Raw genomic sequence first — 13,296 nt, 5'->3', positions numbered from 1 at the left:
GCCCGGTTGTCATTAACAGATTAGAAAGCAAAAGGGCAGCGCCAACCGGCCCTGCCCTTTTCAGTTATCAGGCCTCGGGTTCCTGATCCGGTACCACCACGCCTTCGCGCGGCTCATCCGGGTTTGGCGCTGGCAGATTCATCAGCTTCGCCAGGATGCTCGCCAGCTTCAGGCGCATTTCCGGACGGCGGACGATCATGTCGATGGCGCCTTTCTCGATGAGGAACTCACTGCGCTGGAAGCCCGGCGGCAGTTTTTCACGAACGGTCTGCTCGATAACGCGAGGACCCGCAAAGCCGATCAGCGCTTTTGGCTCAGCGACGTTCAGGTCGCCCAGCATCGCGAAGCTCGCGGAGACGCCGCCCATGGTTGGGTCGGTAAGCACGGAGATGTACGGCAGACCGCGCTCCTGCATCTTTGCCAGCGCTGCAGAGGTTTTAGCCATCTGCATCAGGGACATCAGCGCTTCCTGCATACGTGCTCCGCCGGAGGCAGAGAAACAGATCAGCGGACAGTTGTCTTCCAGCGCCTGCTCAACGGCACGCACGAAGCGCGCACCGACCACGGAACCCATTGAGCCGCCCATAAAGGAGAACTCAAACGCAGCGGCAACAACCGGCATCCCATGCAGGGTGCCTTTCATGACGACCAGCGCGTCTTTCTCGCCGGTCTCTTTCTGTGCGGAGGCCAGACGATCTTTATATTTCTTGGAATCGCGGAACTTCAGCACGTCTTTTGGCTCAAGCTCGCTGCCCAGTTCTACCAGAGAACCTTCGTCCAGCAGGCTATGCAGGCGGTTGCGCGCCGACATACGCATATGGTGGTCACACTTCGGACACACCTCAAGGTTGCGTTCCAGCTCTGCGCGATACAGAACCTGACCGCAGCTATCACACTTCGTCCATACCCCTTCAGGAATGCTCGCTTTGCGCGTTGGGGTAATGTTGCTTTTAATTCGTTCAATCCAGCTCATTGATAACCTTTCTGCCTGAACCTGGTCGTATGCCAGTTTTGCTATAAGAGGCGAATAATGCCATTTTTGCCTCCAACAGACCATGAATGTTGCACATTAAAACATAACAGCCCGAAACTTTGGATAAAAAAGTGGTCGAACCGCCAGCGTGCATTTACTTCGCTTGTTTTGCCGCCGCACGTTTGTGACGAATAATTTCGATAACGCCAGGCAGTACGGAAAGCACAATAATCGCTACAATCAGTAACTTAAGGTTTTCCTGAACCACTGGGAGATCGCCAAACAGGTAACCCGCATAGGTAAACAGCAGTACCCACAGCAGCGCCCCCACGACGTTATACATGGCAAAATGACGATAGGACATATGTCCCATTCCCGCCACAAACGGTGCAAATGTGCGCACAATAGGCACAAAGCGCGCAAGGATAATGGTTTTTCCGCCATGGCGTTCATAAAACGCATGAGTTTTATCTAAATAGCTGCGGCGGAAAATTTTTGAATCCGGATTGCTGAAAAGCCGCTCACCGAATACGCGTCCAATCGTGTAGTTGACCGCATCACCGACGATGGCGGCGATCACCATCAGCACCACCATAAGATGCACATTCAGATCGTTGGTGGGCAGCGCCGATAACGCCCCGGCGACAAACAGCAGTGAATCGCCCGGCAGAAACGGCGTGACAACCAGCCCGGTTTCACAAAACAGAATGAGGAACAGAATGGCATAAACCCAGACGCCATACTGCGCGACCAGCTCTGCCAGGTGAACATCAATATGCAGGATGAAATCAATCAAAAAACGAATTACGTCCATATTGTCTAAGCCTTAATTGCACCTTTGTTTAGTCCGCTAAAAACAGCGGCCCCATTGGCGGTTTCGGCAGGTCAAACCGATCCGGATAGTCTACCGAGACCAGATACAGCCCTTCCGCTTTCGCCGTGGCTGCCGCAAGCGTTCTGTCCTTCGCTGCCAGCAGGTCTGCAATCCAGCTCTCCGGCTGGTGTCCGGCACCCACTTCCATCAGGCTGCCCACAATATTCCGCACCATATGATGTACAAAGGCATTGGCTTTGATATCCACCACCACATACGCGCCAAAACGGCTGACGTTAATGTGCATGACATTACGCCACGGCGTGCGGGACTGACACTGCACCGCACGAAACGAGGTAAAGTCATTTTCACCAATCAGACACTGCGCCGCGCGATGCATGCGTTCCGCATCGAGCGGTTCATAAAAATGCGTCACGCCCTGGCTTAACACCGCCGGACGCAGACGCTGGTTGTAGATGACATAACGGTAACGACGCGCGGTGGCGCTGAAACGCGCATGAAAATCATCCGGCACAGCTTTCACCCAACGCACCGCAATGTCACCAGGCAAATTCGCATTTACACCCAGCGTCCAGGCGGCATCCTTACGCACGGCGGTGGTCTCAAAGTGCACCACCTGCCCCGTGCCGTGAACGCCAGCATCCGTACGGCCTGCGCACAGGACGTTAATCGGCTCGTTTGCCACCTGAGAGAGCGCTTTCTCCAGCTTCTCCTGAACGCTGCGCACCTCATTCTGACGCTGCCAGCCATAATATTTACTGCCATCGTACTCAATACCGAGGGCAATTTTATGAACCGGCTTTTGTTCCACGTCTGACATCAGTACAGGTACTCCTGCACCAGTTTTTCAGCGATCTTGACCGCCATCAGCGCGCCGCCGAAGCGAACGTTGTCGGCAACGGACCAGAACTGGACCTGCTCCGGCATACCGTAGTCGTTACGCACGCAGCCAACGGAAAGATGCGCGCTGCCGGTGGCATCGCCCACCTGCGTCGGGAACTCGCTCTCTTCGGAGAGGACGATGTCTTCCCCGCGGCCAAACGCATCGCGCGCCTCTTCTGCCGCCAGGGGACGCAGCGCTTCAAAGCCGACCATCTGCGCGTGACCGTAGAAGACCGGGGACTGCACGACGCTTGCGGAGATCATCAGGCCATCGTCCTGCAGAATTTTACGCACCTCATCGACGATACGGCGCTCTTCGCGCACGGAGCCCTCGCGATCCGGCAATAGCGGCAGCATGTTGAACGCCAGCTGGCGGCCAAAGAAATCATCTTCATCAATCGGAATGCCGTTCAGCAGCTTCGCGCTCTGCCCGGCCAGCGCGTCAACGGCCTTTTTGCCGTTTGCGGACGCCGACAGCAGGCTGGTGACGGTAATGCGCGACAGGCCGCCGTCGTCGGTCAGCGGTTTCAGTGCAGTCAGCAGCTGGCTGGTCAGGCTGTTCGGCACCGCAATGACGTTACGGTTGCGGTAGTCAGCCAGCACAAACGGGTTCACGTCCGGCACCACCAGCGGCACATCCGGCTCCATGGAGAACAGGCCGCTCAGGTCAATCACCAGGCAGCCTGCGTTGGTCGCCTCTTCAACGTACGCCGCAGTGGCTTCAGCACCTGCAGCGAAAAACGCCAGCTGCGCCTGCGTCCAGTCGAACGCCGCCGCATCCTGAACCATGACGGACTTACTGTTAAAACGCAGATGCTCACCCGCGCTATCCGTTCGCGCCAGCGCATAGATATCGCCCACCGGGAACTGACGCTCAGCAAGCGTTTCGAGCAGGGCTTCGCCCACGGCACCCGTGGCACCTAAAATGGCAATGTTCCAGCCTTCAGACATGGTGGTTTACTCCAGAAATAAAAAAGCGTCCCTGTCGGAGTATCCGACAGGGAGCATTAAGAAGACATTAATGCGCCGGGTGATGAACGGCGTTAAACCCCAGCTTGTGCAGCAGCGTCGCCGCCGGGGCGTCGTCGCACATCACATACAGGGATGACCACTCGCGGCGCTCAACGTAGTTCTTGCGCAGCTTATCAAACTCGCCCGGGATCCCCGCCACTTTACGCAGCAGCGCATCATCGCGGCGCACATCATACACCAAATGCACCAGCCTTTTCAGCGTTCCCTGATCGAGCGGGCCGTGGAGAGTAATGCGGCCAAATTCAGGCGCGGGGAGTAAGGTATCCAGCGCCACCTGCTGCGGATGGCCGATAAAGGCGCTATAGGCCTCGAAGACCTGCGTCGTGCCGCGGGCTTTCCCTTCGAGGGTATAACCGGCGATATGCGCGGTGCCCACGTCCACCTTGTTAAGCAGCTCAACGTTGAGGTCCGGCTCCGGCTCCCAGACGTCCAGCACCACGCTGAGATCTTGTCCTTCGTTCAGACACGTCAGCAACGCGGCGTTATCGACTACCGGACCACGACAGGCATTTATCAGAATAGTGCCAGCCTTCAGACGGCGAATGAGCGCCTCATCGGCAAGATGCAGCGACTTATACGGACCCTCTTTAAACAGCGGCGTGTGGAACGTCAGCACGTCACACTGTTCAACCAGCTCGTCCAGCGAGCGGAAATCCCCGTCCTCGCCGTTGTCTTTGCGCGGCGGATCGCACAGCAGAGTGCGGATCCCTAACGCTTCCAGGCGCTTTTGCAGGCGCCCGCCGACGTTACCCACGCCGACAATCCCCACGGTGCGGTCTTTCAGCGCAAAACCGTCGCGCTCGGCCAGCATCAGCAGAGAGGAGAAAACGTATTCCACGACGGCAATGGCGTTGCAGCCCGGTGCGGCGGAAAAACCGATTCCGGCCTGCTTCAGCCATTTATCATCCACATGATCGGTCCCTGCCGTTGCGGTCCCAACGAACTTAATCGCCTTACCGGCGAGCAACGCCTCATTTACTTTGGTCACCGAGCGCACCATCAGGGCGTCGGCATCGTCCAGTTCGTTGACCGGGATCGGGCGACCAGGAACAGCCTTTACGTTACCCAGGCGGCTAAATAGCTCACGGGCGTAAGGCATATTTTCATCAACGAGGATTTTCACGTCTGAGTACCTGTTTGAGAGGAAGAAAACCTGCCAAGTGTGCCATAATCTGGCCGCCAGGCATATACGTCTGCCAGGTTTACGCTGAGTTTTGACTTTAAGGATTTTTGACGATGCAGCCCATTTCAGGTACGCCGCCACGCCCTCCGGGTGAAGGCCCGGTCACGCCAAACGTTGCCGGTGAACAACCGCTATCCACGCAACAGCGCACCGTGCTGGAGCGACTGATCACGCGCCTGATTGCGCTGACTTCGCAGCAGAACGCGGAAGTCTGGGCCGGGGTAAAGCATGATTTAGGCGTGAGAAACGACGCACCGCTGCAGTCGCGCCATTTCCCGGCGGCCGAACAAAATCTGAACCAGCGTATTACGACCGCGCAGCAGAACCACACCACCCGCCAGATTGTTTCTCAGCTGACGGAGCTGCTGGGTCAGGGAAATAACCGCCAGGCGGTAAGTGATTTTATTCGCCAGCAGTATGGTCAGACCGCGCTGGGCCAGCTGACGCCCGACCAGCTCAAAACCGTGCTGACCCTGCTGCAGAATAACGAGCTGTCTATTCCGCAGCCACAGGTGCGCCCGGCGACCGAGCGTCCGCTGCTGCCCGCGGAGCACAATACGCTCAAGCAGATGGTGACGAAGCTGGCAGCGGCCACCGGCGAGCCGACGAAGCTTATCTGGCAATCCATGCTGGAGCTGTCCGGCGTGAAGGCGGGTGAGTTAATCCCGGCCAAACAGTTTACTCATCTGGTGACCTGGCTTCAGGCGCGCCAGACGCTCAGCACCCAGAGCGCCCCTACCCTGCATACCGTCCAGGCCGCGCTGAAACAGCCGCTTGAGCCGCACGAGTTCGAGGTGATTCGGGATTACGCCCAGCAAAACTGGCAGGCCACGCCGCAGACGGTACTGACCACCGCGCAGGTGCAGGATCTGCTCAACCAGATCTTCGTTCGCCGCGCAGAGCGTGAAGGCGGCGTGCCGGAGGTGAGAAACATTCAGCCGATCTACAGCCCGCTGTTTGCGCCGGTCGTGGAAACCTTCAGAACGCTCTCCGCGCGTCCGGGGTTGATGTTTATTGCGCTACTGATTGCACTGGCGATTTTCTGGCTGGTTGTCTGAGGTTTGGCCCGGTGGCGCTGCGCTTACCGGGCCTACAACGGCTCAAGTCCTGCGAAACGCCACCAGCGTGACCACAATCCCAACCACCGCGGAAACCGCACCTGCCAGGAAGACGGACGGATAGCCAAACGAGGTGGCTAACACCCCTGCCAGCGGTCCGGTTACCCCGTATGAGATATCCTGAAACGCCGCATAGCCGCCCAGCGCCGTACCGCGCACCTGCGGGGCCACGCGCTTCACCACTTCAACACCCAGCGCCGGGAAGATCAGTGAACAGCCGCAGCCGGTCAGCGCCGCACCAAGCAGCGCAACGGAAGCCACGGGAGCATTCCACAGCAGCAGCAGACCGATGGTCTCAATCACCAGCGACGCCACCGCCACCTTCACGCCGCCAAAGCGATCCGGCATCCAGCCGAAGAAGACGCGCATTAGCACAAACGCGCCGCCAAAAGCGGTGAGCGTAAAACCGGCCATCGCCCAGCCACGGCTCATAAAATAGAGCGAAACGAACGTCCCAATCACCGCAAAACCCACGCCCTGCAGCGCCAGGCCAAGACCCGGCTGCCAGATTTGGCCTACCACGCTCCACAGGGAAGGTCGCTCGCCTTTGTGCGCGGGCACCTTACGCACCGAGCCGTTAAACGCCCACGCCAGCAGAGGTAAAACCATGGTGGTTGCGGCCAATGCCGCAAATCCAAACTGGCTATTGATAAGCAGCCCAAGCGGCGCACCGGCAGCCAGCGCGCCATAGATGGCCATACCGTTCCAGGACATCACCTTACCGGAACGAGCAGGCCCCACCAGCCCCATTCCCCAGGTCAGGGTGCCGGTCAGCAGCTGGCTTTCACCGAAGCCAAGAATTAAACGGCCCAGTACAAGCAGCGCAAATTTATACGCAGCATCGACCGGCAGTAGAGCCGCCAGCAGCCAGGCGCCGCCCGCTAGCCCGCAGGCAAACATGCCCTGCAGCGCCGAGCGCTTGGCACCGTGCTGATCCGCCAGACGTCCGGCGTAACCGCGGGTTAATACCGTGGCTAAAAACTGAATGCCCACAGCAATGCCGACCATGGTGTTGCCATAGCCCAGTTCCTGATGAACGAAAAGCGGGATCACCGGCAGCGGCAGGCCAACGGTCATATAGGTCAGGAATACCGCAAAGGCGATACGGAACAGCGAGACGTTCGCTGAAGGGGTTGTTTCTGTTTGAGTTACTGCAGTCATGCTTTACTCCGAAATGAAGAGTAAGGCGGGAAAATGCCACGCCCCCTCTACCTGATTATCAGGATTAAGGTGCGTTGGTTGACGTTAAACGCTTACGCATTATCGTGAGGATAATGTTGAGGGGTAAAGTTTGCCTGTGAGATCAGCCGCTTGTCAATGCATAAAAAAGGGAGCCTTATGGCTCCCTTTCGGAATCAAACTTAAAACTTATGCTTTCAGCTTACGCATAACCAGCGTGGCGTTGGTACCACCGAAGCCGAAGCTGTTTGACATGACGGTAGTCAGCGTCGCTTCCGTTGGTTTGGTCACGATGTTCAGGCCGGCAGCCTGCTCGTCCATCTCTTCAATGTTGATGCTTGGCGCGATAAAGCCGTTTTCCAGCATCAGCAAAGAGTAGATCGCTTCCTGCACGCCAGCCGCACCCAGAGAGTGACCGGTCATGGCTTTAGTCGCGGAGATCGCCGGGCTGTTGTCGCCGAAGACTTCACGGATCGCACCCAGCTCTTTCACGTCGCCTACCGGAGTAGAGGTACCGTGGGAGTTCAGGTAGTCGATTGGGGTGTCAACGCCGTGCATCGCCATCTTCATGCAGCGCACCGCGCCTTCGCCGGATGGCGCAACCATGTCGGCGCCGTCAGACGTTGCACCGTAGCCCACGATCTCAGCGTAGATATGCGCGCCACGTGCCAGGGCATGCTCCAGCTCTTCAACCACAACCATACCGCCGCCGCCCGCGATAACGAAACCGTCACGGTGCGCATCATAGGTACGGGAGGCTTTATCCGGGGTTTCATTGTACTTGGTGGACAGTGCGCCCATCGCGTCGAATTCACAGGCCATTTCCCAGCCCAGCTCTTCGCCGCCGCCAGCAAATACGATGTCCTGTTTACCCAGCTGGATCTGCTCAACAGCATTACCGATGCAGTGCGCGGAGGTCGCACACGCGGAGCTGATGGAGTAGTTCACACCGTGGATTTTGAACGGGGTCGCCAGGCACGCGGAAACCGCAGAACCCATGGCTTTAGTAACCACGTACGGACCTACCGCTTTCAGACCACGCGGGCTACGCATTGCGTCAGCACCGAATACCTGCGCTTTAGATGAGCCGCCGGAACCGGCAATCAGACCCACGCGCGGGTTGTTCTGATAAACCTCTTCGCTCAGGCCGGAATCTTTGATCGCTTCCTGCATGGAGAGATAAGCATAAATAGAGGCATCGTTCATGAAACGAACCACTTTGCGGTCGATCAAACCGGTGGTGTCCAGTTTGACGTTACCCCATACGTGGCTACGCATACCTGAATCTTTAAACTCTTCAGAGAAAGCGATCCCGGAGCGTCCTTCACGCAGAGATGCCAGGACTTCCTGCTGGTTATTACCGATGCTGGAAACAATGCCCAGGCCAGTAATCACTGCACGTTTCATTCAATACCTCTGTAAGTCGCACTATAGTAAGTTTCGAGTCGCACAATAGCGTACACTTGTACGCCGAACAAGTCCGATCAGACATTTTCTGCGGAAATTTGCACCGATGGACTCACATCGTTAAGATCGTGCCACTGCCTGTCAGACGAGTAACTTACGTGAAACAAAACGCTATACAACCCGCCAACCTCGAATTCAACGCTGAGGGTACACCTGTTTCCCGAGATTTTGATGACGTCTATTTTTCTAATGATAACGGACTCGAAGAAACTCGCTATGTTTTCCTCGACGGAAACCAGCTCAGCACCCGCTTCCCGGCGCACCCGCGGAGCCTGTTTGTGGTCGCGGAAAGTGGATTCGGCACCGGGCTGAATTTTTTAACCCTCTGGCAGGCGTTTAACCAGTTCCACGCTGCTCACCCCGAGGCTACGCTACAAAGATTACATTTCATCAGTTTCGAAAAATTCCCGCTCACCGCGCACGATCTGCGGCTTGCCCACCAGCGCTGGCCGGAGCTTGCGCCCTGGGCAGAACAGCTTCAGGCGCAGTGGCCGGCCCACATCGGCGGCTGTCACCGTCTGATTCTGGACGGTGGACGCGTCACGCTGGACTTATGGCTCGGCGACATCAACGACCTGACCGACAGGCTCGATGATTCGATGAATCAGAAGGTCGACGCGTGGTTCCTGGACGGTTTTGCCCCTGCCAAAAACCCGGACATGTGGAGCCAGCATCTGTTTAACGCGATGGCGCGCCTGGCGCGCCCTGGGGCTACCCTTGCCACCTTCACCTCGGCGGGCTTTGTCCGCCGTGGGCTGCAGGAGGCGGGCTTTACCATGCAGAAGACCAAAGGCTTTGGCCGCAAGCGCGACATGCTGGTCGGCAGGATGGAGCAGACGCTGGACATCCCCGCTCAGACGCCCTGGTTTGCGCGCCGCGCCAGCGCATCGCGCGACGTAGCAATCGTTGGCGGCGGGATCGCCAGCGCCCTGCTCTCGCTCGCCCTTCTCCAGCGCGGCTGGCAGGTCACGCTCTACTGTGCTGACGACGCGCCCGCCAGCGGCGCGTCCGGCAACCGTCAGGGGGCGCTCTATCCGCTTTTAAGCGCGCACGACCCGGCTCTGTTCCAGTTTTTCCCGGCAGCGTTTACCTTCGCTCGTCGCCTTTATGACGCGCTTCCGGTGGCCTTCGACCATGACTGGTGCGGCGTCACGCAGCTCGGCTGGGATGAGAAGAGCCAGCAGAAGATCGCGCAGATGCTGTCTCTGGGCCTGCCCGAAGAGATTGCCCGCGCGGTAAGTGCGCAAGAGGTGGAAGACACCGCTGGCGTGGAAACCGGGTGTGGGGGCATTCAGTATCCGCTCGGCGGCTGGCTGTGCCCGGCTGAACTGACCGCGGCGGTCATTACCCTGGCGCAGTCGCGCGGGCTGACTGTGCAGTATGCCTACAAGGTTGAATCGCTGAGCCGGACAGAATGCTGGGATCTGCGTTTTGCTAATGGCAAAGAGGCACGCCATGCCAGCGTTGTGCTGGCAAACGGACATCACATCAGCCAGTTTGCCCAGACGGAGTCGTTGCCGGTTTATCCTGTTGGCGGCCAGGTAAGCCATATTCCCACCGCGCCTGAGCTCGGCAAACTGCGCCAGGTGCTGTGCTATGACGGCTATCTGACGCCGCAAAATCCGTCTAACGGCCATCACTGCATCGGGGCCAGCTATCATCGTGGCGAAACGGATATGCGCTACAGCGAAGTGGATCAGGCGCAGAACCGCCAGCGTCTGATTGACTGCTTCCCGGATGCGGCGTGGGCGAAAGAAGTCGACGTCAGCGCCGGAGACGCGCGCTGCGGCGTGCGCTGCGCCACCCGCGATCATCTGCCGATGGCGGGCAATGTGCCGGACTATCAGGCAACGCTTGAGGTTTATCAGGACCTTGCTAATAACCGGGATAAAGCGGTGAGCGCTCCGGTTTATCCGGAACTGTATATACTCGGCGGGCTGGGTTCTCGCGGGCTGTGTTCTGCGCCGCTGCTGGCCGAAGTCTTAGCCGCGCAAATGAGCGGAGAGCCGATTCCGCTGGACAGAATTACGCTTGCGGGCCTGAATCCGAATCGATTGTGGGTGCGGAAACTGCTGAAGGGGAAGAAGATTAAATAGGGTGCGTTCCGGGGCCCTCACCCCGCCCCTCTCCCACTGGGAGAGGGTGGTGAAACACTTACTTCGCTTTTGCCTGCTGGAACAGGTTGTCCCACATGCCCAGCACCAGAGACTGGTCGCGCGGAGAGAGTTCCCCGGCCTGAATGGCTTTCTCCAGACTGCGGGTCACTTCTTCGTGAACGGCGTCGGCAGAGTGATCGTCCCCCGCTTCAAGCTCGGCTACCGCGAGCGTCAGGTGACCACGCAGATAACCGCTGGCGAACAGCTCATCATCGCTGGCGTGTTCCACCATGTCATCAATTAACGCCAGAATGCGTGATTCAAATTCTGCGATCATCTTCTTTCCTCTGTTAAAGATCTTCCGGCCAAGGGAAGCATTCCGCCGCGATCGCCGGCGTGTGGTAATAATTCTGTAAGGCCTCGATCAGGCGCGCCGGACGTTCCGGGATGCCTTTCTCAAGATATTCCATCACCTGCGCATGCACGCGGCGCTGGAAGACGATACGGTCTGGCTCGAAGTCGCCTTCGAGGTTATCGCAGCTGACGTTGAACGGGAAACCCGCCGCGACGCAGAACAGCCATTCCAGCGCCTGCGGTTTGACTTCCACATCTTCAAACTGCCCCTGCGTCGCGGCGTCACGTCCGTCCGGGCAGTACCAGTAACCAAAGTCTACCAGCTCGCGCCGCGCTTTTCCGGCGATGCACCAGTGCGAAATCTCGTGCAAGCCGCTGGCGTAAAAGCCGTGGGCAAAGACGATGCGGTTATACGGAACCTCGTCATCTGCAGGAAGATAGATCGGTTCGTCGTCGCCTTTAATCAGACGGGTATTAAAATCGTCAGCAAAACAGCCGTCGAAAATCTCAATCAGCTGTTCGTATTTATGCGTACTGTTCATTAGTGCATCCCCAACCAGGTGAGGATCTCCTGTCCATGGCTGTCATAAAGTAGTTTGGCGCTCATCACGGCCGAGACGATGACGATCATCGGGCGAATCAGTTTTTGCCCTTTGCTTAATACCAGGCGCGAGCCCGCGCGCGCGCCCAGGAACTGCCCTGCCATCATCACAAACCCGGTTGCCCAGATAACCTTGCCGCCAATGATAAACAGCAGCAGGCCGCCGACGTTCGAGGTGGCGTTGAGCACTTTGGCATGGGCGGTCGACTTGGCGAGGTTAAACCCGGCCAGCGTCACGAACGCCAGCGCGTAAAACGAGCCTGCCCCCGGGCCGAAGAAACCGTCGTAAAAACCGACGCAGCCCCCGGCAATCAGGGCAAACGGCAGGCCGTGCAGACGACGCTGGCGGTCTTCCTCGCCGAGTTTTGGCATCAGCAGGAAGTAGAGACCGATGCAGATAACCAGCACCGGCAGGATCTGGCGCAAAATATCCGACTGCACGTGCTGCACCAGCAGCGCGCCCGACGTTGAGCCGATAAAGGTCATCAGGATATTGAGCTTCTGATCGGCCAGGCTCACCACCTTGCGGCGAATAAAATAGAGCGACGCCGAGAGCGAGCCGCCGCAGGCCTGCAGCTTATTGGTGGCAAGCGCCTGCGCCGGGCTCATGCCCGCCGCCAGCAGCGCAGGTACGGTTAATAACCCGCCGCCGCCCGCAAGGGCATCAATGAAACCTGCCAGCATGGCCACGAAGAACAGCACCACCAGCAGCAGCGGTGACACCATAAACAGATCGACGAAATTATCCATTAAAGTACATGCTCATCCAGTAGCGCCTGGCAGGAAGGCGGCAGCGGAGGCGGTGTCTTCTTCTCAGGCTTAGAGGTTCCAGGTTTTGCCGGTTCAAACCAGCTTTGCAGTTCCGCACCGCAGCCATCGCCCGGCGGAGGTAGCGGCTGATCTTCACATTCCAGGCTATTCGCCGGGCAGCGCAGACGAACGTGCATGTGCGCTCGATGCTGGAACCACGGCCGCACTTTGCGCAGCCAGTCACGATCGGTTCCGGCATCCAGGCAGAGCTGCTGCTTGATGGCAGGGTTAACGAAAATCCGCGTGACGTCGTTATCTTCTGCCGCCAGCTTGATCATGCTGGAGACCTCTCGCGTCCACAGGGACGGCACAACGCGCTTGCCGTCGCTCGCCACCAGATCCAGCGCCTGCGGTTTCAGCAGTTGGGCGGCGGTCCAGCGGGCTTTCGGCAGCTGCAGGAAGATATCCACATCCAGTCCGGTCTGGTGACTGGCGTGTCCACCGTTAAAACGACCGCCGGCAGGCATCCCCATATCGCCGATCAGCATCGTGCCCAGCCCCAGGTTATGAACCTGGTTTCCCAGTCGCTGAATGAACAGCACCAGATCCGGGTGGCCGAAGTAACGACGCTGGTCGGTACGCATCACCTGATAGGTCTCCGATTGCAGCGGAAGTTCCTGCGCGCCCACGATACAGCCGTTGGAAAAAGCGCCGATCGACTGCGCGCTCCCCGCCACCGGATGGGTGATTTTTTGCCACGGTGTGGCGGCCAGACTGGCTCCACTGGCAAGCAGCGCCAGCAAAGCAATTGCGGTTTTTTTCATGT

Annotated in this window: 13 protein-coding genes; 2 read left to right on the top strand and 11 right to left on the bottom strand. The window is 58.3% G+C overall.

Annotated features, from left to right (window positions below):
• Window positions 1–67 precede the first annotated feature (67 nt).
• The 5 genes from accD to pdxB form a co-directional block, all read right to left on the bottom strand.
• Complete coding sequence (accD, locus tag UR504_RS13890) at window positions 68–973, bottom strand: acetyl-CoA carboxylase, carboxyltransferase subunit beta (RefSeq protein ID WP_111965256.1); 906 nt, start codon at window positions 971–973, stop codon at window positions 68–70.
• 154 nt (window positions 974–1,127) lie between these two features.
• On the bottom strand, window positions 1,128–1,787 hold the full coding sequence (locus UR504_RS13885; RefSeq protein ID WP_008502599.1) for a DedA family protein: 660 nt from the start codon (window positions 1,785–1,787) through the stop codon (window positions 1,128–1,130).
• 28 nt (window positions 1,788–1,815) lie between these two features.
• Window positions 1,816–2,628, bottom strand: coding sequence for a tRNA pseudouridine(38-40) synthase TruA (gene truA / locus UR504_RS13880; RefSeq protein ID WP_008502600.1), 813 nt, complete (start codon window positions 2,626–2,628; stop codon window positions 1,816–1,818).
• Window positions 2,628–3,641 (bottom strand): aspartate-semialdehyde dehydrogenase, encoded by a 1,014-nt coding sequence (locus UR504_RS13875; RefSeq protein WP_320739810.1) that lies wholly within the window; start codon window positions 3,639–3,641, stop codon window positions 2,628–2,630. Before UR504_RS13875 ends, truA begins: the two co-directional genes overlap by 1 nt.
• Before the next feature lie 67 nt (window positions 3,642–3,708).
• On the bottom strand, window positions 3,709–4,845 hold the full coding sequence (gene pdxB, locus UR504_RS13870; RefSeq protein ID WP_136195500.1) for a 4-phosphoerythronate dehydrogenase PdxB: 1,137 nt from the start codon (window positions 4,843–4,845) through the stop codon (window positions 3,709–3,711).
• Window positions 4,846–4,958: 113 nt separating this feature from the next.
• Between pdxB and flk the strand changes: the two genes are divergently transcribed.
• Window positions 4,959–5,963: a flagella biosynthesis regulator Flk gene (gene flk, locus UR504_RS13865; protein WP_045402671.1), complete on the top strand. Its 1,005-nt coding sequence runs from the start codon at window positions 4,959–4,961 to the stop codon at window positions 5,961–5,963.
• A gap of 42 nt (window positions 5,964–6,005) precedes the next feature.
• On the opposite strand, the gene UR504_RS13860 is transcribed toward flk, so the two are convergent.
• Both UR504_RS13860 and fabB read right to left on the bottom strand, forming a co-directional pair.
• Complete coding sequence (locus tag UR504_RS13860; protein WP_032659215.1) at window positions 6,006–7,184, bottom strand: MFS transporter; 1,179 nt, start codon at window positions 7,182–7,184, stop codon at window positions 6,006–6,008.
• A 207-nt stretch (window positions 7,185–7,391) separates the two neighbouring features.
• The gene (gene fabB, locus UR504_RS13855; protein ID WP_320739807.1) at window positions 7,392–8,609 is read right to left on the bottom strand and encodes a beta-ketoacyl-ACP synthase I; all 1,218 of its coding nucleotides are present in this window, start codon (window positions 8,607–8,609) and stop codon (window positions 7,392–7,394) included.
• 158 nt (window positions 8,610–8,767) lie between these two features.
• On the opposite strand from fabB, the gene mnmC reads away from it, so the two are divergent.
• Window positions 8,768–10,765, top strand: coding sequence for a bifunctional tRNA (5-methylaminomethyl-2-thiouridine)(34)-methyltransferase MnmD/FAD-dependent 5-carboxymethylaminomethyl-2-thiouridine(34) oxidoreductase MnmC (gene mnmC, locus UR504_RS13850; RefSeq protein WP_274240448.1), 1,998 nt, complete (start codon window positions 8,768–8,770; stop codon window positions 10,763–10,765).
• 58 nt (window positions 10,766–10,823) lie between these two features.
• Here the strand turns inward: mnmC and UR504_RS13845 are convergent, their stop codons facing one another.
• Genes UR504_RS13845 through mepA form a run of 4 tightly spaced genes read right to left on the bottom strand, consistent with a single transcriptional unit; the run spans window position 10,824 to window position 13,294 of the window.
• Window positions 10,824–11,102 (bottom strand): YfcL family protein, encoded by a 279-nt coding sequence (locus tag UR504_RS13845; protein WP_048029667.1) that lies wholly within the window; start codon window positions 11,100–11,102, stop codon window positions 10,824–10,826.
• 13 nt (window positions 11,103–11,115) lie between these two features.
• The gene (locus UR504_RS13840; RefSeq protein ID WP_111965248.1) at window positions 11,116–11,661 is read right to left on the bottom strand and encodes an elongation factor P hydroxylase; all 546 of its coding nucleotides are present in this window, start codon (window positions 11,659–11,661) and stop codon (window positions 11,116–11,118) included.
• Complete coding sequence (locus UR504_RS13835; protein WP_008502609.1) at window positions 11,661–12,470, bottom strand: sulfite exporter TauE/SafE family protein; 810 nt, start codon at window positions 12,468–12,470, stop codon at window positions 11,661–11,663. The genes UR504_RS13840 and UR504_RS13835 overlap by 1 nt, the downstream gene beginning before the upstream one ends.
• Complete coding sequence (gene mepA / locus UR504_RS13830) at window positions 12,470–13,294, bottom strand: penicillin-insensitive murein endopeptidase (RefSeq protein ID WP_115875912.1); 825 nt, start codon at window positions 13,292–13,294, stop codon at window positions 12,470–12,472. The genes UR504_RS13835 and mepA overlap by 1 nt, the downstream gene beginning before the upstream one ends.
• Window positions 13,295–13,296 lie beyond the last annotated feature (2 nt).

The sequence above is a fragment of the Enterobacter sp. 241F3 genome, assembly GCF_034106785.1.
Lineage (GTDB): Bacteria > Pseudomonadota > Gammaproteobacteria > Enterobacterales > Enterobacteriaceae > Enterobacter > Enterobacter vonholyi.
Note: the sequence above shows the minus strand (reverse complement) of the source record. Positions and strands in the feature narration are given on the sequence as shown.